The organism is Rhizobium sp. L43 (assembly GCF_002531725.1).
Classification (GTDB): domain Bacteria; phylum Pseudomonadota; class Alphaproteobacteria; order Rhizobiales; family Rhizobiaceae; genus Rhizobium.
Genome location: NZ_NWSQ01000010.1, coordinates 140,928 through 162,858, shown reverse-complemented (window position 1 = coordinate 162,858; position 21,931 = coordinate 140,928). Strand labels below are relative to the sequence as shown.

Below are 21,931 nucleotides of genomic sequence, written 5' to 3'. Positions count from 1 at the left end.
ATAATTCAAGGATCATTGAAATATGGATCAACGTCAAGCCCTCGTCGCGTTCAGCGCGCTGTCACAGGAAACGCGCCTGCATATCATCCGCATGCTTGTCGTCTCAGGCCCCGATGGCATGGCGGCGGGCGCCATCGCTGAGAAGGCGGAGGTTTCACCGTCCAACGTCTCCTTCCACCTGAAGGAGCTGGAACGGTCGGGGCTGATCGCCCAGCAGCGTGAATCCCGCTCGATCATCTACACCGCCAATTACGAGGCCCTCGGCGGCCTGATCCGCTTCCTGATGGAAGATTGCTGCGGCGGAAATCCGGAGATCTGCGCTCCGGCTGCTGCCGTCGCCGCATGCTGTACACCTGCAACCAAGGGGGAACTGCAATGACCACAGACCGCGTTTACAATGTGCTCTTTCTCTGCACGGGCAATTCAGCCCGCTCGATCCTGGCGGAATCCATCCTGGAGACCGAAGGCAAAGGCCGATTCAAGGCCTATTCGGCCGGCAGCCAGCCGAAGGGCGAGGTCAATCCCCATGCGCTGAAGGAGCTTGCGGCACAGGGTTACCCCACGGCCGGCTTCCGCTCGAAGAGCTGGGACGAGTTCGCCGAGCCTGGCGCTCCGGAGATGGACTTCATCTTCACCGTCTGCGACAGCGCCCATGGCGAAGCCTGCCCGGTCTGGATCGGCCATCCGATGACTGCCCATTGGGGCGTCGAGGATCCCGCTGCCGTCGAGGGCAGCGAAGTCGACAAGGGCCGTGCTTTCGCGCAGGCGGCCCGCTTCCTTAAAAACCGGATCAGTGCCTTTTTGAGCCTGCCTCTCTCCTCTATCGACAAGCTCGCCCTGGAATCGCACCTGCGCCAGATCGGCGCCATGGAAGGCACGACCGCAAAACCGGCGGCGGCCGGCTGATGGCGTCCTTCGATCTGTCGCGCCGTCTGGTCGCAGAGGCCCTCGGCACCGCCATGCTGGTCGCAACCGTCGTCGGCTCCGGCATCATGGCGGCATCGTTGACTGCGGATACTGCCCTTGCCCTGCTCGGCAATACGCTGGCGACCGGCGCCATGCTGGTGGTGCTGATCACCGTGCTCGGACCGATCTCCGGCGCCCACTTCAATCCCGCGGTCTCGCTGGTCTTTGCGATGTCGCGTTCGCTGGCGAAACGCGATCTCGCCGGCTATGTCGCCGCGCAGATCGTCGGCGGCATCGCCGGGACGATCACCGCCCATCTGATGTTCGCCCTGCCGATCCTCGAAATGTCGAGCAAGGTGCGCACCGGCGGCGCGCAATGGTTTTCCGAAGGTGTGGCGACCTTCGGCCTGGTGGCCATCATTCTCGCCGGCATCAGGTTCGAGCAGAAGGCGGTGCCGTGGCTGGTCGGGCTCTATATCACCGCCGCCTACTGGTTCACCGCCTCCACTTCTTTCGCCAATCCGGCCGTAGCCCTCGCCCGGTCGCTGACCGACACCTTCTCCGGCATCCGCCCGATCGATCTTCCCGGCTTCTGGATCGCCGAAATCACAGGCGCGGTCGCAGCCCTTCTCCTCTTCACCTGGCTGCTGCAGCCGGGCGCTTCATCAACCCTGTCGTCAGAGGCAAAACTATGAACGTCACCATCTACCACAACCCGGCATGCGGCACGTCGCGCAATACGCTGGCGATGATCCGCAATGCCGGCATCGAACCTGATGTCATCGACTATCTCGAAAACCCGCCGTCACGCCAGGACCTGATCAAGATGATCGCCGATGCCGGCCTGACCGTGCGCGATGCCATTCGCCAGAAGGATACGCCTTACGGCGAACTCGGCCTCGACAATCCGAAGCTCAGCGACGACCAGCTTCTCGACGCCATGCTGGCGCAGCCGATCCTGATCAACCGGCCGTTCGTCGTGACACCGCTCGGCACACGCCTGTCGCGGCCTTCGGAACTTGTCCTGGAAATCCTGCCGGAAACCCATAAGGGCGCTTTCGCCAAGGAAGACGGCGAGAAGGTGCTCGATGCAGAGGGCAAGCGCATTGTCTGATTTGCCCGCAGCATCCCCTATGCATCTGCAGCAACCGGATATGGATGCACTCAGGCCGGCGTTCTCGACGCACAAGCCGCGCATCCTGATCCTTTACGGCTCCTTGCGAGCGGTGTCCTACAGCCGCCTGCTCGCGCAGGAAGCCGGGCGGCTGCTCGAATATTTCGGCTGCGAAGTGCGGATCTTCAATCCCGAAGGTCTGCCGCTGCCCGACGCGGAACCGGCGAGCCACCCGAAGGTTCAGGAACTGCGTGAATTGTCGGCTTGGTCGGAAGGCCAGGTGTGGGTCAGCCCCGAACGGCATGGCGCGATGAGCGGCATCTTGAAAGCGCAGATTGACTGGATTCCGCTGTCGGTCGGCTCGATCAGGCCGACACAAGGAAAGACGCTGGCGGTAATGCAGGTTTCCGGCGGTTCCCAGTCCTTCAACGCGGTGAGCCAGCTCCGCATCCTTGGCCGCTGGATGCGGATGATCACCATCCCCAATCAGTCCTCCGTCGCCAAAGCGTTTCAGGAGTTCGACGCGAATGGCCGGATGAAGCCTTCCTCTTACTACGACCGCGTCGTCGACGTCTGCGAGGAACTGGTAAAATTCACGCTGCTGACCCGCGATGCCTCGAACTACCTGACCGACCGCTACAGCGAGCGGAAAGAAGAAGCCGAAAAACTCGAACAGCGCGTGAGCCTCAAATCCCTATGACGACGAACGGCACCGAAAGGCCACCGGTAGCCGCCATCGCCGCGCTCGGCCTCACGCAGATCATCGGCTATGGAACGCTTTATTACAGCTTCAGCATCCTCGCTCCCGACATGGCCCGTGGTCTTGACTGGTCATCGGAGTGGATCTTCGGCGCGCTCTCGGCCGCCCTTCTGATCGGCGGCCTGGCCGCCCCTCTGATGGGCAGATGGATCGATCGTTTCGGCGCCGGCCGCATCATGACGGCGGGCTCGGCGATTGCCGCCGCAGCCCTTGCCGCCTGCGCCTTCGCGCCGGGAAAGATTGCCTTCGTCGCCGCCCTGATCGCCATCGAGACGGCCTCGAACCTCGTGCAATATGCCGCCGCCTTCGCCCTGCTCGTCCAGATCAGGCCGAGGGTCGCCCAACGCAGCATCACCTACCTGACCCTGATCGCCGGCTTCGCCTCGACGATCTTCTGGCCGATCACCACGGGGCTGCACGCGCAGCTGTCCTGGCAGAACGTCTATCTCGTCTTCGCCGCCCTCAACTTGGCGGTCTGCCTTCCCATTCATGCCTGGCTGGCGCGCAGCACCGGCGACATCGGCAGACGCGAGGCGGGCAGCGCGGCAAGGCGCATCGAGCCGAGCCTTCCCGCCTCGATCCGAACGCCGGCCTTCATTCTGATGGTCGCGGGCTTTGCCCTGGAAAGCTTCGTCAACGCCGCACTTCTGATCCATATGGTGCCCGTCATGTCGGCCCTCGGTCTTGGCGCCATGGCGGTGATGGTCGGCACCCTCTTCGGCCCGTCGCAGGTGCTGAGCCGCTTCATCAACATGGTCTTCGGCGGTGGCCTGCCGCAGCTGGTGCTCGCCCTCATTTCCGCCGTGCTGTTGCCGGCAGCCCTTGCCGTGCTTGTCTTAACCGCCCCATCGGTGCCGGGCGCGCTGGTCTTCGCCGTCGTCTTCGGCCTCGGCTCGGGCCTCAGCAGCATCGTGCAAGGCACGTTGCCCCTGGCGCTGTTCGGAAGTGAAGGTTATGGCCGGCGCCAGGGACAGGTATTGTCGACCCGCCTCGTCGTCTCGTCGACGGCGCCTTTTGCGCTCGCCTTCATGATGGGAACGATCGGCGTGTCTTGGTCGCTCACAGTCGCAGCGCTGCTCGGCAGCATCGCCGTCGCCACCTTCCTCGCCATCATGCGGCTGACGCGCCCGGTTGCCCGGCCGGAAATTATTCCAAACGCAGGAGAAGCGTGAGCCCGGTCAACGCAGCAGGCGCTACTTGACGACCGCCGAGCCCTTGACGATGTCGATCGTCTCGCCACCATCGAGGCCGATACGGTCGCCGTCGGGCGTCGTCATAAAGCAGCCGGAAGGGCAGAGGTTTTCCGAAGCGCCGGCATCGACCACGACCTCGACGCGCTGGCCGCTCTCGGTGATAACGAGCACGACGGCGGCGGGGTCGGTGTTGGTGATGGATGCCGCCTCGGCCGCGGGCGCGGCAAGCAGCGGGACAAGCAGAACGGCGGCAAACCTTGCCATCATGTGCGGCGGCGCGGACGCGCCCTCCCCTCGAACGACCGGTGCTGCCCTCGGCAGCGATCCCGATGGTGGAGATGATGCACATAGATCTGTGAATGATGGCTGAATGAGCCGTTCAGCTCTTCAAGCTGCCATCCGCCGTGCGCCCGCGCAGCTGCCGCACCGGCCGCTCCTCTTCCTCCATCGGCCTATCCCCTGGAATTTCCTGGCCGTCCGGCCGATCCCTACCCGCATCGGCAAGGGCCGGACGAGCGTCCCGATGGATGGTAAGATCGGTCTGTGGCAGCGGGATCTCGATGCCCTCGGCCTTGAAGCGCTTGAGGATCTCGATCCTCAGATTGTTGCGCACCGTCATGCCGTCGCCCATGTCGGCGAGGAAGAAGCGCAACTCGAAATCCAGCGAATAAGGGCCGAAGCGCAGGAATTCGACATGTGGCTCCGGGTTGCGCATGACGAGCGGTATCTTCGCCGTCAGTTCGAGCAGGATGTCCATCACCTGCTGCGGATCGGCGTTATAGGCGACGGAAACCGGGATTTCCGAGCGGCCGATCTTGTTGCGGTGCGTCCAGTTGCCGACGAGGCCGTTGATCAGCTCCGAATTCGGCACGATGATCGCCTGCTTGCGGAAGGTCTCGATCTCGGTAGCGCGCACCGAGATGCGCTTGACGATGCCTTCGGCCGTGCCTGAGACGACATGATCGCCGACCTTGAATGGCCGCTCGACGAGCAGGATCAGGCCGGAGACGAAGTTGGAAACGATGTTCTGCAGACCGAAACCGATACCAACCGAAAGCGCCGAGGCGACGAGCGCGAAGCTCGACAGATCGATGCCGGCCGCCGAAACGCCAATGATCGCCGCGATGCCGACGCCGAGATAGCCGATACCCGTCTTGACCGAATTGCGCACGCCGAGATCGACATGGCTTCGCGCCATCACATTGCCGTCGAGCCAGCGCTGCAGCCAGCGCGTCAGCAGATAGACGCCGGCAAACAGCAGGATGCCGGTGCAGATGCCGAGCAGCGAGATGCTGATGCCGCCGAGTCTCACCTCGGTGAACAGCCGGTAGGCGATGAGCTGCAGGTCCTGCACATGGAAGCCCCAAAGCAGCAGGATCAGCGGAATGCCGACAAGCAGCGCCACTGCATAGATGGCAAGGCCGACGAGCAGGCCCGCCTGGTCTATCGCCACCGGCCCGAGATTGAAGCGGCGGGTCAGGAAGCGTGCGAAGAAGGTGTCGCCGAAGCTTTCCTGCCGCGATATCGCCTTGCCCGAGAGCAGGCCGACATACATGGTGGCGACCACAGCGCCGGTGATGATGAGCTGCGTGGCGACGAAGCGGGCAAGCCCGACGTAACCCGTCAGCGCCGAGACGATCAGGCCGGCGCCGACCACGCGCAGTATGATCGCCATGCCGCGCGGCCAATGCCGGCCCGGCGCATCGGGATCGCCGTTCTTCGCCAGCATCGGTTTGCCGAAGGAGGCCACGATCAGGATCATGCCGATGATCAGCGCCGCGATCAGGCTCCTGACCACGGTCAGCACCAGCGGCGAGCCCATCGCCTCGCCGATCGTACCGAAGAGATAGTCGAGCGCGTTGACGACGGCCATCGCCAGCAGGCAATAGCCGATCGAGCGCGCGCCAAGATTGGAAAGCCGAACGAGCCGCCAATGCGGTTCGTTCGGCGCGAAGATGGCGTTGACGAAGCGGCCAACGAAATAGACGAGCCCGATCGCCCCGAACAATGCGCCGATAACAGGCGCTATATCCGGCCGCAACACGTTGAAACTGTTGAGGAAGAAGAATGAGGTGACGAGCAGCACCGAGAGCGCCAGCGTGCGGATCAGCGTCGACCAGAAGGCGATCGACAGCCGGCCGATATAGGACGGGTTTTCGACCGCCTCGTCTCGGCGCAGGTATGAGCCGAATAGCCGGTAGCTGCCGGAAAGCAGGATCAGCGCCGAGGCGAGCGACAGGAAGATCGCGGCAAACATCGGAAACCGCTTGAATTTCCAGACGAAGACGGCCCAGCTCGACAGAGCCTGCGCAAATTCGCCGGTTTCCCGCACGAAGGCGCTGGCGGCATCGTCGAGGACAGAGACCGAGATCTCGGTGCGCTTGAAAAGCGTATCGGCAAAAAGCTGCCGCCGCATCTGGATGATCTCATTGAGAAGCTTGGTCACCGCAATCGACAGGTTTTCGGCATCGCCCGTCACCGCGTTGATCTGCGCACGCTCGGCGGCAAGCGCATTGCGCTCGTCCGTGACGATCTGCGCCTCGGGCGGCTGCCCATCCTTCGGCGCCTCGCCGATCTCGGCAAGCCGGTTCTTGATCTGGTCCAATCGCGGCCGGAGATTGACCGATATGGTGATAACGGCGCGGCTGAGTTCGTCAGCCTTGGTCGCCAGCCCGACCAGCGCATCGTCGTTGTCGGCATTCTGCTTGACGCTGTCCTGAAATGCGGCGAGCTGGGTCTTCGCCTTCTCAATTTCCTTTGCCGCCTGGTCGAACGGCGTATCGACCGGCGCCGGCGCGGCCGCCGGCGTCTGCGGTTCCTGCGCGAAGGCTGCGGCACTCTCGAAATGCGCGCCGGCGAGCGCCAGCGTCACGAGAAGAATGGTGCGAAGCAGGATGGACCTCAGCCGCAAAAGCGCCTCCGGAAAGTTGTCGTCGGGATAGAATGCCAGCTTTTCATTGCAAAGAAAGGCGACAGAAAGGCGGAAGAGGCCGAAAGCGCTCGCCTCGAGCTTGTTCCATAAGATACGCTCGGGCCTTCATCTCGTCCTTAGCACCCTCAGTGACACGCATGGGAAACGCTTAGAAACCGGCGCCGGGCTTGGAAAGATAGTCGCGCTCCCCCGTCGTCGACTCCCGCCCCAGCATGGCGTTGCGGTGCGGAAAACGGCCATAGGTCGCGATCACCTCGCGATGGCGGATCGCATAATCGAGATATTCCTCGTCGCCGAGGGCGGTGAACAATTCCACCGAGCGATCCTGCTCGCCGAGATCCTCGGCATGTTCGAACGGCAAATAGAAGAAGGTGCGGCAGGCCGGCTCGACCGCCTGGTCGGCGCCCGCTGCGAGCGCAAGCTTGGCCTCCCGAAGCGCCAGCCCGTCGGTCGCAACGGCAAGTGCCGTGCCGCGATAGATGTTGCGGGGAAACTGGTCGAGCACGATGACGGCCGCCAGCCGACTGACAGGGTCGGCCCGCCATTCGTCGCCGACACCTGCGGCAAGCGCCAGATGCGTATCGCGGAAGCCTTCGCGGATCTCGACATCGAGTTCCGGCGGTGGACGGAACCACAGCTCCCGGCCGCATCGGACGAACCAGAAATCATAGACTTCAAGAGGTGTGCGGATCGTCGTCATGGCTCCTCCCCTAGCGTTAGGTTTGTTGACGCTATTCCGGTAAGCTGTTGTACAAATAGGATAAGTGTGCGCCAGGTGGCCCCCTCATCCGCCCTACGGGCACCTTCTCCCGGCTGGGGAGAAGCGGGAATCGAGACGTGGCCACGAATCCCTTCTACCCAGCGGGGAGAAGGTGGCGGCAGCCGGATGAGGGGGCCATTCGGCACACCCTTCATTTTTGCCTCCCCGGCTCTAACGCTCTACCCCTACTTCCCCTCCTGCATCGAAAACACCAGCGTCGCCTTCGTCCCGTCATGCCCGGGGTCATAGGCGAAATCCGATTTCAAGCTCGCTGCCATGGCCGTCAAAATACGCGTGCCGAGGCCGGTTCCCCTCGCCGGGTTCGACGGGTCGAAACCGGCGCCGTCGTCCTCGACGATGACCCTCAACGCCTCGTCCGCCTGGTCCACGAAAACGCGGATCTCGCCCGACACGCTGTCCGGATAGGCATATTTGAAGGCGTTGGTAACGAGTTCGCTGACGATCAGGCCGAGCGTGATCACCTTGTCGGTCGCCAGATTGACCGGCTCGGCGGTCAACACGATGCGGTGCGGCCGCTTGTCGTCGCGCATCGAGGCTTCGAGTTCGGTGAGCAGGCTGTTTAAATATTCGTCGACCTGCACCGAGCCGACCTGCCGGTTGGTGTAGAGGCGGCGGTGGACGCTGGCGATGGCGTTGATGCGCATCTGCGTTTCGTGCAGCGCGTCGATCGCCACCTGGTCCTTGGTCATCGAGGATTGCATGCGGATCAGCGCGCCGACCAGGCCGAGGCTGTTGGCGATGCGGTGATTGACCTCGGCAAGCAGCATCTCGGCAAGGTCGCGCTGCTGGCGGATCACCTCCTGCGCCTGCGCCGTCTCGCGGCGAAAACGCGCCCGCTCCAGCGCCTGCTCGAGGGCAGCGGCCAGCAGGTCGAAATAGTCGGCCGAGATTCCCTTGAGCATGTAGTCGTCGGCGCCGGCCTTCAGCGCCGCGACCGCGATACTGGTATCGTCCGAACCCGTCGCATAGATGACCGGCGGATGATCCGGCATATCAGCGATGCAGGGCAGGATTTCGAGGCCGGTCTCCTCAGTCAGGACATGGTCGAGCACGACGGCATCGATGCCGCCTTCGCCGAGCCTGGCAAGGCCGGCAGCGCCATTCTGCGCCCACTCGACCGAAAAGCCGCGCCGGCTGAGGTTCTTCTGCATTAGCAGGGCCAGCCCCTCGTCATCGTCGATATAGAGGATGCGGAACAGGGCATCCGCATCGCCGCTAGAATTGCTCATTCCGCCTCCCGGCGTTCTCTCTGAGCGACGACCGCCCGCAAGCGTCCGAGTCGTCCGCATGGCAATGTCGTATTGCATTGCCCCCCTGAGGTAAACAGCGGCTCTTCCACGCTCTTGTCGCGGGCGGCGCGGATGAAGGATGGGGGAAATTCGGCATTTTCAGAACGTGCCCGAGGCCCGGGAGGGTTTCCTAAGGAAGCGGTTGAAGGAGGGGGAAAACGAAAAGCTGAAACGAGATGCATGAACGCCGAGCCGCCCGATTGGTTCCGTCGGCGAAGCTAATTTCTTTGGAATTTCCTGTGGCCTGAGACTTCCGCCCCTGCCTCCGCCGGCAATTGCAGGAAGCGCAGCGAAGAGACGACGCCGATTACGCCGACCACGACGAAAGCCCAGCGGAAATCGGCGAGAACGGGATTGTCGGCGCCCCTGAGAGCCGAGGCGATATTGAGCACGGCCGCCGCCACCGCGACGCCGAGCAGCATCGACACCTGCTGCAGCATGCTCGACAGCGTCGAGGCCGAACTGCGCTGCGCCGGGCCGATATCGGCGAAGGCGAGGGTATTCAGCGCCGTGAATTCCATCGACCGCGACAGGCCGGCGAGAAAAAGCAGCGCATGGATGAAAAACCGCGGCGTGTCAGGCGAAAGGAAACCGCAGGCGACGATCGAAAATGCGGCGATCAGCCCGTTCAGCACCAGCACCGTGCGGAAGCCGAAAAAGCGCAAGAGCGGCGTCGTCACCGTCTTCATGCCGAGATTGCCGAGGAAATAGACGAGCAGATAGGCGCCGGCGGCAATCGAGCTCAGCCCGAAGCCGAGCTGGAACAGCAGTGGCAGCAGGAACGGCGTCGCATTGATCGCCGTCCGGCAGGCCGTGCCCGCCGAAAGCGTCGACATCGAGAAGGTCTGGACGCGGAAGGCTGAAAGATCAAGCAGCGGATTGTCGACAGCCAGGAAATGCCGCGTCGCCAGGAAGGAGAGTACGATGCCCGCCGCCAGCATCGCCATGACGGGCAGAAGTCCGCCGTCCCATTTGACCGAGAGTTCCAGGGCAGTCAGCAGGAAGGTCAGCCCTGCCGCACTTAGGATGAAACCGAGGACATCCAGCCGGCCGGGATCGGACTCGCGCTGCTCGGGCACGAAGCGCAGCACCAGCCCCATGCCGAGGACGCCGATCGGGATGTTGATCAGGAAGTTCCAGTGCCAGCTGGCATAGGTGGTGATGAAGCCGCCGAGCACCGGGCCGATGACAGGTGCCGTCAGCGCCGGCCATGTGATCAGCGCAATCGCCTGCACGAGTTCGGACTTGCGGGCGTTCTTCAGCACGATGATGCGCCCGACCGGCGTCATCAAAGCGCTGCCTGCCCCCTGCAGCGCACGCCACAGCACGAATTCCGTGAGGCTGCCGGAGAGCCCGCAGAACAGCGAGGCGATCGTGAAGACGCCGATCGACGTCAGGAAGACGCGCCGCGCTCCGAACCGGTCGCCGAGCCAGCCCGACAGCGGAATGAAGGCGGCCATCGTCAGCATGTAGACGGTAATGCCGATGCTCATCGACACCGGCTGCACGTTGAAGCTCGCCGCCATCTGCGGCAGCGAGGTGGCGACGATCGTGCCGTCGAGGATCTGCATGAAGAAGGAGACGGCAACGACCAGCGCCACGATCTTCGCCTGGCGGCCGCTCGCCGCCTCTTGCCCGTTCTCGCTCGTCTCCGCCGTGGTCATCGATCTCACAATGCGAATTGTCGGCGCGGCAGGGAAACGGGAAGGAGCCGATCGGAAGATCTGCCGCGGGAAGCGCGCGAACGAGGCCGCGCATTGGCTGAATACGCCCGTTGCATCAGGCCGGAAAGGCTAAATCTTGCAGTCGGACGAAAGATTCCCGATGCGGCCGGCGGTCGGCGCTTAAGAAAAAGCCCCGCCGAAGCGAGGCTAAGTTTGAACCCTCCCGGGAAAACAGGAGCGGTGTCGAGGTCCATATCCTGCAAGCCCTCCCGCAGCGAGGTCAGATTGCCCCGTATCGGTACGCCTGCGCCGGAAATTTTCAGGAGTCAGCGGAGAGATCGCTCGAAACAGTGCCGGCAGCACCTGTGCGCCGCAGCAACTAATATCACTTGCAATGTTTATAAAATCCTCTATCACTAAACATACTGCTAAACATGATGATTGAGGAGTTCATGTGAGCATTCTCTGAAATGGGTGAACATGCGACGCCGGCGGGGAGCCGGCATTGGTTCTGGGAGGAACTTATGCAGAAAACATCGAAAGCCCTTTTGGGGCTGGCTGCGGCATTCGTCATGTCGTCGGCATTGCCCAATCTCGCCAAAGCCGATGAACTGACGCTGTGCTGGGCCGCATGGGATCCCGCCAATGCGCTGGTCGAGCTGTCGAAGGACTTCACCACCAAGACTGGCACGCAGATGAAGTTCGAATTCGTTCCCTGGACGAGTTATGCCGACCGCTTCCTCAACGAGCTGAATTCCCACGGCAAGCTCTGCGATCTCATCATCGGCGACAGCCAGTGGATCGGCGGCTCGGCCGAGAACGGCCATTACGTCAAGCTCAACGACTTCTTCGACAAGGAAGGCATCAAGATGGATGACTTCGTGCCGGCGACGGTTGTCGGCTACTCGGAATGGCCGAAGAACACGCCGAACTACTGGGCGCTGCCCGCCATGGGCGACGTCGTCGGCTGGACCTACCGCAAGGACTGGTTCGAGAAGCCGGAACTGCAGAAGGAATTCAAGGCGAGATACGGCCACGATCTCGCAGCCCCGAAGACCTATGACGAACTGAAGCAGATCGCCGAGTTCTTCCAGAAGCGCGAGATCGACGGCAAGACCGTCTACGGCGCCTCGATCTATACCGAGCGCGGCTCCGAAGGCATCACCATGGGCGTGACCAACGTCCTCTACGACTGGGGCTTCCAATACGAGAACCCGAAGAAGCCCTACGAGATGGTAGGCTTCGTCAACTCGGCCGACGCGGTCAAGGGTCTCGAATTCTACAAGTCGCTCTACGATTGCTGCACACCGCCCGGCAGCTCCAACGTCTACATGGTCGAATCCGCCGACGCCTTCAAATCCGGCCAGGTCGCCATGCAGATGAACTTCGCCTTCACCTGGCCCGGCCTCTACAAGGACGAGAAGGTCGGCGGCGACAGGATCGGCTTCTTCCCCAATCCGGCTGAAAAGGCGCATTTCGCACAGCTCGGCGGCCAGGGCATCTCGGTGGTCTCCTACTCCGACAAGCGCGACGCCGCCCTGCAATACATCAAATGGTTCGCACAACCCGATGTGCAGGCCAAATGGTGGGAGCTCGGCGGCTTCTCCTGCCTGAATTCGGTCGTCAACGCGCCGGATTTTGCCAAGAGCCAGCCCTATGCCCAGGCCTTCCTGGACTCGATGGCGATCGTCAAGGACTTCTGGGCCGAGCCGAGTTATGCTTCGCTGCTGCAGGCCATGCAGAAGCGCGTCCACAACTACGTGGTCGCCGGCAACGGCACCGCCAAGGAAGCGCTCGACGGCCTGGTGAAGGACTGGAGCGACGTCTTCAAGGACGACGGCAAGATCTAGTGCCGGACGACGGGACGGGCGGCATCCCTCTGCGCGCCATCCTCGCCAGGATGGCGGCCCGGATCGGCAAACGAGCCGGGCCGCCGGATCTCTCATTTCCTAAAAGACCGGGTGAAGACTTGACCATTTCCCATTCCTCCATCGTCGAGAAGGCAGCCGACGCGACAGCAAGGGCAACGCCGGTCTCGGTCGCCCGGCGCGTCCGCGGCCTCTCCGACAGGGCGATCGCCTGGCTGTTCATTGCGCCCGCCATCAGCCTGCTTTTGGCGATCAACATCTTCCCGCTCATCTGGGCGGTCTATCTCTCCTTCACCAATTACCGCGCCAACCGCCCGAATGCGCCGGTCCAGGGTGTCGGCCTTGGAAATTATGAGCGCGTCCTCAACGATCCCGATATCTGGCAGGCGATGCAGACCACCGCACATTTCGTCTTCTGGACGATCCTGCTGCAGACGGTGATCGGCTTTACCCTCGCCTACCTGATCGACCGCAAGTTTCGCGGCCATGCCTTCTGGACGACGATCATCCTGATCCCGATGATGCTGTCGCCCGCCGTGGTCGGCAATTTCTGGCGCTTTCTCTACGAACCGCAGATCGGCCTCTTCGCCTATGCCGTGTCACTGGTCTCTGGCATTCCGACATCGGATATCCAGATGCTCGGCAACGTCTCTCTGGCGCCCTGGGCGATCATCATCGTCGATACCTGGATGTGGACGCCCTATGTGATGCTGATCTGCCTCGCCGGCCTGCGCTCGATCCCCGACTATATCTACGAAGCGGCCGAGGTCGACCGCGCTTCGCCGTGGCGGCAGTTCTGGTCGATCACCGTGCCGATGGCCCTGCCCTTCATCATGCTCGCCGTGCTCTTCCGCGGCATCGAGAATTTCAAGATGTTCGACATGGTGACGCTGCTGACCGGCGGCGGGCCGGGCTCAGTCACCGAGGTCGCCTCGATCACGCTGAAGCGCGCCGCCTTCGAAAGCTGGGCGACCGGCCGGGCCTCGGCCTTCGCCATCATCCTCTTCGTCGCGGTGTTCGGCCTCGCCAACATCTACGTCAAGGCATTGAACAAGGTGAAGCAACGATGAGCGCCGCCAACTCAGCCCATTCGGTCGTCGAACCGAGCCTCAACAGCAAGCGCATCGCCGGCACGATCGTCGTGCTCTATGCGCTGATCACCCTCATCCCGCTCGTCTGGATCTTCCTGACCAGCATCAAGTCGCCGCCGGATTCGATCAGCTATCCCCCCAAGATCGTCTTCACGCCGTCGCTCGAAGGTTATTGCAACCTGTTCACGACGCGCACCCGGCAGACGCCGGATTATATCGCCTCGCTGCCGGCGCCGGTCGGCACCTGCGATGAGGTGACGCGCAAGCGCAACATGGTGATCGCAGGGCCGTCGAACTTCGTGCCGCGCTTCGTCAATTCGCTTGTCATCGCCTTCGGCTCCACCTTCCTCGCGGTCTTCCTCGGCACACTTGCCGCCTATGGCTTTTCCCGCTTCAAGGTGCCGCTCGCCGACGACCTGCTGTTCTTCATCCTGTCGACGCGCATGATGCCGCCGATCGCCGTCGCCATCCCGATCTACCTGATGTATCGCGAACTCGGCCTGTCGGACACGGCCTTGGGCATGATCCTGCTCTACACCGCCGTCAACGTCTCGCTCGCCGTCTGGCTGCTCAAGGGCTTCATCGACGAGATCCCGCGCGAATACGAGGAAGCGGCGATGATCGACGGCTATACCCGGCTGCAAGCCTTCCGTAAGGTCGTGCTGCCGCAGGCAACCACCGGCATTGCCGCGACCGCGATCTTCTGCCTGATCTTTGCCTGGAACGAATATGCCTTCGCCGCCCTGCTGACCTCGGGCGAGGCGCAGACCGCGCCACCCTTCATCCCCACGATCATCGGCGAAGGCGGGCAGGACTGGCCGGCCGTTGCTGCCGGCACGACGATCTTCCTGATCCCGATCCTCGTCTTCACCATTCTCCTGCGCAAGCAGCTGCTGCGCGGCATCACTTTCGGAGCCGTCCGCAAATGAGCCATTTGATCGAAACACGCACTCCTGCCCGCCCGAAGCGGCCGTTCTTCCTGCGGCGCGGCCCGATGGAGGCCATCGCCACCGTGTTGATCGGGCTCGGTTTCCTGATGCTGTTCCAGCCGTTCCTGCTAGTGCTCTACACTTATTCGCTGGTCACCCTGCTTGCAGGCACCGTCATGTTCATCATCGTTTCGAAATTCCCGGAGTGAGCCATGGCCGATATCCGGATTGAAAATCTTCGCAAGGAATTCGGCAGCTTCGTCGCCGTTCAGGATTCGAGCTTCACCGTCCATGACGGCGAGTTCCTGGCGCTGCTCGGTCCATCCGGCTGCGGCAAGACGACGACGCTTCGCATGATCGCCGGCCTCGAGTTGCCCAGCAGCGGCAAGATTTATCTCGATGGCGAGGACGTCACCTTCAACCGCGCCAGCGCCCGCGACATCGCCTTCGTCTTCCAGCTCTTCGCACTCTATCCGCATATGAATGTGCGCAAAAATATCGGCTTCCCCTTGCTGTCGCAGGGCATGCCCAAGGCCGAAATCCGTCAGCGCGTGGAAGAGACAGCCCGGCTGCTGCAGATCGATCATATTCTCAACCGCTCGGTCTCCGGCCTTGCCGGCGGCGATCGGCAGCGTGTGGCGCTCGGCCGCGCCATCGTCAGGCGGCCGAAATGCTTCCTGATGGACGAGCCGCTCGGCACGCTCGACGCCGAGTTCCGCGAGGTCATGGTCCACGAACTGCGCGAACTGCACAATCGCATCCATGCGACCACCGTCTACGTCACCCACGACCAGCACGAGGCGATGGCGATGGCCGACAAGATCGCCGTCATGAACCATGGCGTCATCGAGCAGTTCGGCACGCCGCAGGAGATCTATGCCAAGCCGGCGACCATGTATGTCGCCGACTTCATCGGCTCGCCGCCGATGAATTTCATGCGCTTCACCTCGGGCCTGAAAAGCGGCGACCGCTCCATCCTGCTCGACGGCGTCGATGTTGCCGTTCCCGAAATCCATCAGGATATGGCCGAAAGCGAGCTGGCGCTCGGCGTACGGCCGGAGCATATCCGCTTCAGCGACGCATCGCCCCTTCGCGGCGCCGTCTACGGCAGCGAATATCTTGGCACCAACCAAGTCGTCGCCGTGGAAACCCAGGGCGGCTTGATCAAGGCCCGCGTCCCCGCCAATCGCAGCTTCCGGATCGGCGAGACCGTCGGCCTGGAATTCAACCCGGCGAAACTCGCGCTCTTCGACTGCACCTCCGGCCGCGCGGTGCCATCCCAGCTTTATCAGGAGATCCGGCATGGCTGATGTCGTCCTCAGGAACCTCGCCAAGCGCTTCGGCGACACCCAGGCTCTTGCTGATCTCGATCTGTCGATCCGCGACGGCGAATTCGTCGTGCTGCTCGGCCCCACAGGCGCCGGCAAGACCACGACGCTGCGGCTGATTGCCGGCTTGGAAAGGCCGGATAGCGGCCGCATCGAGATCGGCGGCCGCAATGTCGCAGCCGAGGCGCCCGCCGAACGCGACGTCGCCTTCGTCTTCCAGCAATATTCGCTCTATCCGCACATGACCGTTTACGAGAACCTCGCCTTCCCGCTGAAGGCGCCGGTTCGCAAGCTGAGCGCCGAGGAGATCGACCGCCGCGTGCGCGAGGTCGCGCGCATGGTCCGGATCGACCACAAGCTGGAGAACCGTTCGACCAGGCTTTCCGGCGGCGAGATGCAGCGTGTCGCCATCGGCCGCGCACTGGTGCGCCGCCCGGCGATCTACCTGATGGACGAGCCGCTGTCCTCGCTCGACGCAAAGCTGCGCGCCGAACTGCGCCTGGAACTGAAGCGCATCCAGAAAGAGCTGGGCTCGACGCTGCTCTATGTCACCCACGACCAGGTGGAAGCCATGACCATGGCCGACCGCATCGGCATCGTCGCCGAAGGCCGGCTGATGCAGGTGGGAACGCCGCGCGAAATCTACGGCAATCCCGCCAACCTGCACGTCGCCGCCCGACTCGGCCAGCCGCACATCAACCTTCTGCCGGCGGACCTTCTCCCAGGCGGCCAGCCGCCGGCCGGCACGAAAACGGTCGGCGCCCGCACCGAACATCTCGATATCGTCGTCGGCCGGGATGCCAATGCCGAAATCGACTGGATCGAGCATCTCGGCGACCAGAACCATCTGCACATCAGAGCCGGCAATCACAAGCTCGTCACACTTGCAGATCCATATCTGGCGATCGCGCCGGGCGACCGGATCAGCCTGACGCTGCGCGATCCGCTTTATTTCGATGCGGCTGGACAGCGCTTGTCCTGACCGGCAAACACACATGACGACGGCATGAAAAACAAACAGACGGGTCTCAATCGATGAAACACTTTTTCAACCGCAGGGAAACCATCGTTACCGAAGCTCTGGACGGTCTGCTTCTGACGAGCGCCGACGGTCGTCTCGCCCGCCTTGACAGCTTTCCCGACATCAAGGTGATCCTGCGCGCGGACTGGGACAAGTCTGAGGTGGCGATCATCTCGGGCGGAGGTGCCGGCCATGAGCCTTCCCATGCCGGATTCGTCGGTAAGGGCATGCTGACGGCGGCCGTCTCCGGCGAAATCTTCGCCTCGCCGAGCGTCGATGCGGTGCTGACGGCGATCCGTGCGGTTGCGGGCCCGAAGGGCGCCCTGCTGATCGTCAAGAACTATACCGGCGATCGCCTGAATTTTGGCCTTGCCGCCGAAAAGGCGCGCGCCGAAGGCTTCGACGTCGAAATGGTCATCGTCGCCGACGACATCGCCATCCCCGGCATCAACCAGCCGCGCGGCGTCGCCGGCACGCTGTTCGTCCACAAGATCGCTGGATATCACGCCGAAAGAGGCGAGGATCTGAAGACGGTCGCAGCCCATGCCGCCGCGGCTGCCGGCGACATCGTCTCGCTCGGCATGTCTCTCTCCACCTGCAGCGTGCCCGGCCAGGCGCATGAGGACCGCCTCGGCGCTGATGAAGGCGAACTCGGCCTCGGCATCCATGGCGAGCCGGGCGTCGAGCGGATCACGCTGCAGCCGGTCGCCGATATCATCGCCACCATGGTGGCGCGCCTGTCGCCAACGCTGCGCGACGGCGGAAGCCATGCGCTTCTCATCAACAATCTCGGCGCCGTGCCGCCGCTCGAAATGACCGTGATTGCCAATGCCGTGCTGTCCTCGCCGCTTGGCCGCCGCATCCGCCTGATCATCGGCCCGGCGCCGATGATGACCGCGCTCAACATGAACGGCTTCTCGCTGTCGCTGATCCGGCTGGACGACGCTCGCGAGGCGGCGCTGACGGCGGCGGTCGAGCCGCATGCCTGGATGCCGGCGGTCGAACGCCACGAGATCCACATCATCGCCGCACCGAGAACAGCGGCTGGATTGAACGGCACGGCCGTGGCCGGGGAGAACAGCCGCAACCGCCGCCTGATCACGGCGCTCTGCGAGCATCTGATCGCGCAGGAAAGCGAACTCAACCGGCTGGACGGCCGTGTCGGCGACGGCGATACCGGCTCGACGGTGGCGACGGGCGCCCGCAGCGTGCTGGCCCGCCTGGACATGCTGCCGCTCGACCGGCCGGCGGCAACGCTTGCCTCGCTCGGTGATATCCTCGGCACCAGCATGGGCGGATCGAGCGGCGTGCTGCTGTCGATCTTCTTCACCGCGGCGGCCAAGGCGATGGCCGACAAAGCCGATATATCTGCAGCCCTTCTTGCCGGGCTCGACAGGATGACGTTCTATGGCGGAGCCGCAGTCGGCGACCGGACGATGGTCGATGCGCTGTCGCCTGCCTTGCAGGCGCTGGCATCCGGCGATGTCGCCGCGGCGGCCAAGGCTGCGGCAGCAGGCGCGGAGTCGACGAAGGCGATGACCAAGGCGAAAGCCGGGCGCGCCTCCTATGTCGGTGAAAGGGATCTGGCGGGCGTCGCCGATCCCGGTGCGGTCGCGGTTGCCGGCGCGTTCGGCGTGGCGGCAAGCCTCGCCTGACCGGCGTAAAGTTGAGAGCCGCGCGGGAGACGCGGCGAAAGGGAGGATGGCAGTGCAGGCGGAACCGATGCTGGTGGCAGGATTGATCGAGGTGTGCCGCGCGACGATCGCTGATAATACCGATCATCTCTGCGCGCTCGATCGCGCCATCGGCGATGGCGATCACGGAACCAATATGCGGCGCGGCTGCGAGGCGGTGAGTGCCGAAGGCGAAAGCCTGTCCAGCCTGCCCTTCCCCGACGCCGTGGAAAAGATCGGCCTGACGCTGGTGATGAATGTCGGCGGTGCCGCCGGCCCGCTCTACGGCACGCTGCTGATGGAGATCGGCCGCGAGCTTCGCAAAAGCGAGGAGAAGGCTGATTTTTCGCTGGTGCTGAAACAGGCGATCGACGCCGTAGCCAGACGCGGCCGGGCGCATGCCGGCGACAAGACGCTGCTCGACGTGCTCTATCCCGTCCATGCCGCGCTGGCGAAGCAGTCACCACTCAGCGACATCGCCCGCAAGGCCGAACGCTCCGCCAGCCGCACCGCCGCGATGAAGGCGATGCGCGGGCGCGCGGCCTATCTCGGTGACCGTTCGATCGGCCATGTCGATCCCGGCGCGTCGAGCTGCGCGCTACTGACCACGGCGATCTGCCGCTATCTCGGGGAGCATCGCCCCCAATGAATGCAAGGACCGACATGAATGCAAAGACCGCAAATGTGGGTATCGTGATCGTCTCCCACTCGCCGCTGGTGGCAAGGGGCATCGCCGACATGGTGCGGCAGATGGTTGGCGACTGCGTGCCGCTTGCCTGGTCGGGCGGCAATGTCCACGGCGAACTCGGCACCGATGCCGGCGGCATCCTGAGGGCGATCGAAGCCGCCTGGTCCGATGCCGGCGTCGCCGTCTTCGTCGATCTCGGCGGCGCCGAAACCAACAGCGAGATGGCGATCGAAATGCTGGGCCTTCCCCGCTCAGGCCTCGTCTCCATCTGCAACGCGCCGCTGGTCGAAGGCGCCGTTATCGCTGCCGCTGAAGCGTCGGGGGGCGCGTCATTGGCCAAGGTCGTCGCCACAGCCGAGGAACTGTCCCCCTGATGACGAGCGGATTGCGTATTGAAAAACAGGAGCCCGATCCATTGCACGTGAATTGCCAGACGGAGGTGGAAGTCAAGCACGGCGTCGGGCTGCATGCCCGCCCCTCCGTCACCTTCACGCGGCTTGCCAAGTCCTTTCCCTGTTCGATCGAGGTCGCCGTCAACGGCAGCGATATCTGGCTGAACGGCAAGAGCATCATCAAGATCATGGGCGCGAGAATCCGCAAAGGGTCGATCCTCCGGATCCGCGCCGACGGCATTCTCGCCGAGGAGGCGATCCGCGCGCTGAAGGAACTCATCGAGCGCAACTTCGATGAGGAAAAGAAACATGGCCGAACCGCTTAGGCTGAAAGCAAAGAGCGCATCCCCCGGCATCGCATCCGGCCCGGCCTTTTTGGCCGAACGGCGGGACGCTGCCGCAGCGCCCAGAACCGCCGACGGATTCGGCGCGCTGGAAAAGGCGATCGACATCTCGATCGGCGAACTCGAACGCCTGGCCGAGGGCGCCGACGCCGAAAGCCGCGATATCATCGATTTCCAGATCGAGGTGCTGCGCGATCCGACGATCGCGGAGGCGACGGGCGCCCGCATGCAGGCCGATGAGAACGTGGTCTTTGCCTGGGTCGCCACCCTCGATGCCTATATCGGCGAACTCGAAGCGGCCGACGAGGAACAGATGCGGGCGCGCGCCGTCGATATTCTCGACATCAAGAACCGCGTGCTCGGCGCTCTCGCCGGCACCCCGATCGCCGATTTCCCGCCCGGCTCGGTCTTCATCGGCAAGGACATGGAGCCGAGCCGCTTTCTCGCCCATGACTGGTCCAAAGGCGGCGGCATCGCGCTGTTTGCGGGCAGCACCGCCGGCCACGTCGCCCTGCTTGCCCGGGCGAAATCCGTGCCGATGGTGGTCGGCACAGGCCGCTTTTCGGCCGCAGAGGGCGATCCTGTCAGCGTCGATGGCGACGCCGGTGCGGTGATCCTGCAGGCGGGCGGTATGCTGATCCCGCCGCTTGCGCCCGCGCAAGCGCCTGCCGGCGGCATGCAAAGCGAAAGCGGCGAACTGCGCACCGCCGATGGCGTGCCGATCCTCATCTCCATCAACATCAACGATCCCGCCGAGATCGATGCGTTCGATCCGGCCACAGTGGGCGTCGGCCTGATGCGCTCGGAATTCTCGGTCACCTCGCTCGCCGATGCCGCCAACGAGGAACGGCAGCTGGCGATCTATCGCCGCGTGCTGGAACAGGCGGGCGAAAGGCCGGTAATCATAAGAATGCTCGATATCGGCGGCGACAAGCCGCTCGCCGGCCTCGAAGATCTGCCGGCACTCGACCCGGGCCTGCGTGGCATCCGGCTGCTGCTTGCCCGGCCGGAAATCGCCCGCGTCCAGGCCCGCGCCCTGCTGCGCGCCGCCGTCTTCGGCAAGCTGTCGGTGATGCTGCCGATGGTGACCTTTCCCGAGGAAGTCGACAGAATGCGTGAGCTGTTCCGCGAGGAAGCCGAAAGGCTCGGCCGCCGTGCCTTGCCCCACCGGATGCCGCCGATCGGCATGATGGTGGAGGTGCCGGCTGCAGCGCTGATGCTCGATACCTTCGGGTCGGCGGCGTTCTTCTCGTTCGGGACCAACGATCTCACACAATATCTTGCCGCATCTACCCGCGACGACATCGACGCCGATGCCGGCAAGGCAGCGCCCGCCGTGCTCCGGCTGATTTCCCAGGCGGTGAAGCTTGCCGCCGGCAAGCCCGTCAGCATCTGCGGCGACATGGCCGGCGACCCGCATTATCTGCCGGGGCTGCTCGCCGCCGGCCTCCGGCATTTTTCCGTGGCGCCGGCCCGGCGTCCCGCGATAAGATCGGCCATCACAGGTCTCAATGCCGATGGCACAAAGGCAGCCGGAGAATAGAATGGCGCGCGAAGACACCGAAGACGCCATTATCGCCTACAAGTCCATTCTGGCGCAGATCATCGACAACAGACCATCGGGCACGCGCCAGCGCCTGGCGACGGCGCTTGGCAAACACCGCAGCTTCGTCACTCAGATCACCAGCCCGACCTATGCGACGCCGCTGCCGGCGCGCCACCTCGCGACGATCGTTCGCGTCTGCCATTTCAGCGCCGCCGAAGAAGAGCGCTTTCTCGAAGCCTATCAGGCCGCCCATCCCGGAAAGCTGCCGGACCTCGGCCAATCCGAGAAATTGCGGCACCTGTCGCTGATGGTGCCCGACTTCGGCGACGACAGGAAAAACCGCCTCTTGGAAGAGGCGATCTCCGATCTGGTGCAGAAGATCGTCGCGATATCAGGGGCGAGCGAGCAGTGA

Annotated in this window: 23 protein-coding genes; 18 read left to right on the top strand and 5 right to left on the bottom strand. The window is 63.6% G+C overall.

Annotation, left to right across the window (positions count from 1 at the left end; all coding sequences use genetic code 11):
* Nucleotides 1-22 precede the first annotated feature (22 nt).
* Genes CO667_RS15210 through arsK form a run of 6 tightly spaced genes read left to right on the top strand, consistent with a single transcriptional unit; the run spans nt 23 to nt 3,952 of the window.
* The gene (locus CO667_RS15210; protein WP_097619145.1) at nt 23-379 is read left to right on the top strand and encodes a metalloregulator ArsR/SmtB family transcription factor; all 357 of its coding nucleotides are present in this window, start codon (nt 23-25) and stop codon (nt 377-379) included.
* Nucleotides 376-906 (top strand): arsenate reductase ArsC, encoded by a 531-nt coding sequence (locus tag CO667_RS15205; protein ID WP_097619144.1) that lies wholly within the window; start codon nt 376-378, stop codon nt 904-906. The genes CO667_RS15210 and CO667_RS15205 overlap by 4 nt, the downstream gene beginning before the upstream one ends.
* On the top strand, nt 906-1,601 hold the full coding sequence (locus CO667_RS15200) for an MIP/aquaporin family protein (RefSeq protein WP_097619143.1): 696 nt from the start codon (nt 906-908) through the stop codon (nt 1,599-1,601). The genes CO667_RS15205 and CO667_RS15200 overlap by 1 nt, the downstream gene beginning before the upstream one ends.
* Complete coding sequence (arsC, locus tag CO667_RS15195; protein ID WP_097619142.1) at nt 1,598-2,020, top strand: arsenate reductase (glutaredoxin); 423 nt, start codon at nt 1,598-1,600, stop codon at nt 2,018-2,020. The genes CO667_RS15200 and arsC overlap by 4 nt, the downstream gene beginning before the upstream one ends.
* Nucleotides 1,995-2,720 (top strand): arsenical resistance protein ArsH, encoded by a 726-nt coding sequence (arsH, locus tag CO667_RS15190; protein WP_179874146.1) that lies wholly within the window; start codon nt 1,995-1,997, stop codon nt 2,718-2,720. The genes arsC and arsH overlap by 26 nt, the downstream gene beginning before the upstream one ends.
* Nucleotides 2,717-3,952: an arsenite efflux MFS transporter ArsK gene (gene arsK / locus CO667_RS15185; RefSeq protein WP_097619140.1), complete on the top strand. Its 1,236-nt coding sequence runs from the start codon at nt 2,717-2,719 to the stop codon at nt 3,950-3,952. Before arsH ends, arsK begins: the two co-directional genes overlap by 4 nt.
* A 21-nt stretch (nt 3,953-3,973) precedes the next feature.
* Here the strand turns inward: arsK and CO667_RS15180 are convergent, their stop codons facing one another.
* From CO667_RS15180 to CO667_RS15160, 5 genes are all read right to left on the bottom strand, one after another.
* Nucleotides 3,974-4,240, bottom strand: a complete 267-nt coding sequence (locus CO667_RS15180; protein WP_097619139.1) for a hypothetical protein — start codon at nt 4,238-4,240, stop codon at nt 3,974-3,976.
* A 112-nt stretch (nt 4,241-4,352) separates the two neighbouring features.
* The gene (locus CO667_RS15175; RefSeq protein ID WP_097619138.1) at nt 4,353-6,884 is read right to left on the bottom strand and encodes a mechanosensitive ion channel family protein; all 2,532 of its coding nucleotides are present in this window, start codon (nt 6,882-6,884) and stop codon (nt 4,353-4,355) included.
* 169 nt (nt 6,885-7,053) lie between these two features.
* A complete protein-coding gene (locus CO667_RS15170) occupies nt 7,054-7,605 on the bottom strand; it encodes a DUF924 family protein (protein ID WP_097619137.1) in 552 nt (183 codons plus the stop codon).
* A 245-nt stretch (nt 7,606-7,850) separates the two neighbouring features.
* Nucleotides 7,851-8,915, bottom strand: coding sequence for a histidine kinase dimerization/phosphoacceptor domain -containing protein (locus CO667_RS15165; protein WP_097619136.1), 1,065 nt, complete (start codon nt 8,913-8,915; stop codon nt 7,851-7,853).
* A gap of 278 nt (nt 8,916-9,193) precedes the next feature.
* The gene (locus tag CO667_RS15160; protein WP_097619135.1) at nt 9,194-10,639 is read right to left on the bottom strand and encodes an MFS transporter; all 1,446 of its coding nucleotides are present in this window, start codon (nt 10,637-10,639) and stop codon (nt 9,194-9,196) included.
* Between the two features lie 524 nt (nt 10,640-11,163).
* Between CO667_RS15160 and CO667_RS15155 the strand changes: the two genes are divergently transcribed.
* The 12 genes from CO667_RS15155 to CO667_RS15100 all read left to right on the top strand — a co-directional run bounded on the left by CO667_RS15155 (nt 11,164) and on the right by CO667_RS15100 (nt 21,931).
* Entirely contained in the window at nt 11,164-12,489 is a 1,326-nt protein-coding gene (locus CO667_RS15155; protein ID WP_097619134.1) for an ABC transporter substrate-binding protein, read from the top strand.
* A 119-nt stretch (nt 12,490-12,608) separates the two neighbouring features.
* On the top strand, nt 12,609-13,577 hold the full coding sequence (locus tag CO667_RS15150; protein ID WP_097619220.1) for a sugar ABC transporter permease: 969 nt from the start codon (nt 12,609-12,611) through the stop codon (nt 13,575-13,577).
* A complete protein-coding gene (locus CO667_RS15145) occupies nt 13,574-14,527 on the top strand; it encodes a carbohydrate ABC transporter permease (protein ID WP_097619133.1) in 954 nt (317 codons plus the stop codon). The genes CO667_RS15150 and CO667_RS15145 overlap by 4 nt, the downstream gene beginning before the upstream one ends.
* On the top strand, nt 14,524-14,736 hold the full coding sequence (locus tag CO667_RS15140; protein ID WP_097619132.1) for a hypothetical protein: 213 nt from the start codon (nt 14,524-14,526) through the stop codon (nt 14,734-14,736). The genes CO667_RS15145 and CO667_RS15140 overlap by 4 nt, the downstream gene beginning before the upstream one ends.
* A gap of 3 nt (nt 14,737-14,739) precedes the next feature.
* Nucleotides 14,740-15,837 (top strand): ABC transporter ATP-binding protein, encoded by a 1,098-nt coding sequence (locus CO667_RS15135; protein ID WP_097619131.1) that lies wholly within the window; start codon nt 14,740-14,742, stop codon nt 15,835-15,837.
* Complete coding sequence (locus tag CO667_RS15130) at nt 15,830-16,837, top strand: ABC transporter ATP-binding protein (protein WP_097619130.1); 1,008 nt, start codon at nt 15,830-15,832, stop codon at nt 16,835-16,837. Before CO667_RS15135 ends, CO667_RS15130 begins: the two co-directional genes overlap by 8 nt.
* Before the next feature lie 53 nt (nt 16,838-16,890).
* The gene (locus tag CO667_RS15125) at nt 16,891-18,531 is read left to right on the top strand and encodes a dihydroxyacetone kinase subunit DhaK (RefSeq protein WP_097619129.1); all 1,641 of its coding nucleotides are present in this window, start codon (nt 16,891-16,893) and stop codon (nt 18,529-18,531) included.
* A gap of 46 nt (nt 18,532-18,577) precedes the next feature.
* Nucleotides 18,578-19,198, top strand: coding sequence for a dihydroxyacetone kinase subunit DhaL (dhaL, locus tag CO667_RS15120; RefSeq protein WP_097619128.1), 621 nt, complete (start codon nt 18,578-18,580; stop codon nt 19,196-19,198).
* 14 nt (nt 19,199-19,212) lie between these two features.
* A complete protein-coding gene (dhaM, locus tag CO667_RS15115; protein ID WP_097619219.1) occupies nt 19,213-19,611 on the top strand; it encodes a dihydroxyacetone kinase phosphoryl donor subunit DhaM in 399 nt (132 codons plus the stop codon).
* Complete coding sequence (locus CO667_RS15110; protein WP_097619127.1) at nt 19,611-19,955, top strand: HPr family phosphocarrier protein; 345 nt, start codon at nt 19,611-19,613, stop codon at nt 19,953-19,955. Before dhaM ends, CO667_RS15110 begins: the two co-directional genes overlap by 1 nt.
* On the top strand, nt 19,939-21,516 hold the full coding sequence (locus CO667_RS15105; RefSeq protein ID WP_097619126.1) for a putative PEP-binding protein: 1,578 nt from the start codon (nt 19,939-19,941) through the stop codon (nt 21,514-21,516). The genes CO667_RS15110 and CO667_RS15105 overlap by 17 nt, the downstream gene beginning before the upstream one ends.
* Nucleotide 21,517: 1 nt before the next feature.
* Nucleotides 21,518-21,931, top strand: a complete 414-nt coding sequence (locus CO667_RS15100; protein ID WP_097619125.1) for a hypothetical protein — start codon at nt 21,518-21,520, stop codon at nt 21,929-21,931.

Coding starts and splice junctions, on each gene's coding strand:
- CO667_RS15210 (WP_097619145.1), top strand. CDS start 23: ATGGATCAACGTCAAGCCCTCGTCGCGTTCAGCGCGCTGTCACAGGAA.
- CO667_RS15205 (WP_097619144.1), top strand. CDS start 376: ATGACCACAGACCGCGTTTACAATGTGCTCTTTCTCTGCACGGGCAAT.
- CO667_RS15200 (WP_097619143.1), top strand. CDS start 906: ATGGCGTCCTTCGATCTGTCGCGCCGTCTGGTCGCAGAGGCCCTCGGC.
- arsC (WP_097619142.1), top strand. CDS start 1,598: ATGAACGTCACCATCTACCACAACCCGGCATGCGGCACGTCGCGCAAT.
- arsH (WP_179874146.1), top strand. CDS start 1,995: ATGCAGAGGGCAAGCGCATTGTCTGATTTGCCCGCAGCATCCCCTATG.
- arsK (WP_097619140.1), top strand. CDS start 2,717: ATGACGACGAACGGCACCGAAAGGCCACCGGTAGCCGCCATCGCCGCG.
- CO667_RS15180 (WP_097619139.1), bottom strand. CDS start 4,240: ATGATGGCAAGGTTTGCCGCCGTTCTGCTTGTCCCGCTGCTTGCCGCG.
- CO667_RS15170 (WP_097619137.1), bottom strand. CDS start 7,605: ATGACGACGATCCGCACACCTCTTGAAGTCTATGATTTCTGGTTCGTC.
- CO667_RS15165 (WP_097619136.1), bottom strand. CDS start 8,915: ATGAGCAATTCTAGCGGCGATGCGGATGCCCTGTTCCGCATCCTCTAT.
- CO667_RS15160 (WP_097619135.1), bottom strand. CDS start 10,639: ATGACCACGGCGGAGACGAGCGAGAACGGGCAAGAGGCGGCGAGCGGC.
- CO667_RS15155 (WP_097619134.1), top strand. CDS start 11,164: ATGCAGAAAACATCGAAAGCCCTTTTGGGGCTGGCTGCGGCATTCGTC.
- CO667_RS15145 (WP_097619133.1), top strand. CDS start 13,574: ATGAGCGCCGCCAACTCAGCCCATTCGGTCGTCGAACCGAGCCTCAAC.
- CO667_RS15140 (WP_097619132.1), top strand. CDS start 14,524: ATGAGCCATTTGATCGAAACACGCACTCCTGCCCGCCCGAAGCGGCCG.
- CO667_RS15135 (WP_097619131.1), top strand. CDS start 14,740: ATGGCCGATATCCGGATTGAAAATCTTCGCAAGGAATTCGGCAGCTTC.
- CO667_RS15130 (WP_097619130.1), top strand. CDS start 15,830: ATGGCTGATGTCGTCCTCAGGAACCTCGCCAAGCGCTTCGGCGACACC.
- CO667_RS15125 (WP_097619129.1), top strand. CDS start 16,891: ATGAAACACTTTTTCAACCGCAGGGAAACCATCGTTACCGAAGCTCTG.
- dhaL (WP_097619128.1), top strand. CDS start 18,578: ATGGCAGTGCAGGCGGAACCGATGCTGGTGGCAGGATTGATCGAGGTG.
- dhaM (WP_097619219.1), top strand. CDS start 19,213: ATGAATGCAAAGACCGCAAATGTGGGTATCGTGATCGTCTCCCACTCG.
- CO667_RS15110 (WP_097619127.1), top strand. CDS start 19,611: ATGACGAGCGGATTGCGTATTGAAAAACAGGAGCCCGATCCATTGCAC.
- CO667_RS15105 (WP_097619126.1), top strand. CDS start 19,939: ATGGCCGAACCGCTTAGGCTGAAAGCAAAGAGCGCATCCCCCGGCATC.
- CO667_RS15100 (WP_097619125.1), top strand. CDS start 21,518: ATGGCGCGCGAAGACACCGAAGACGCCATTATCGCCTACAAGTCCATT.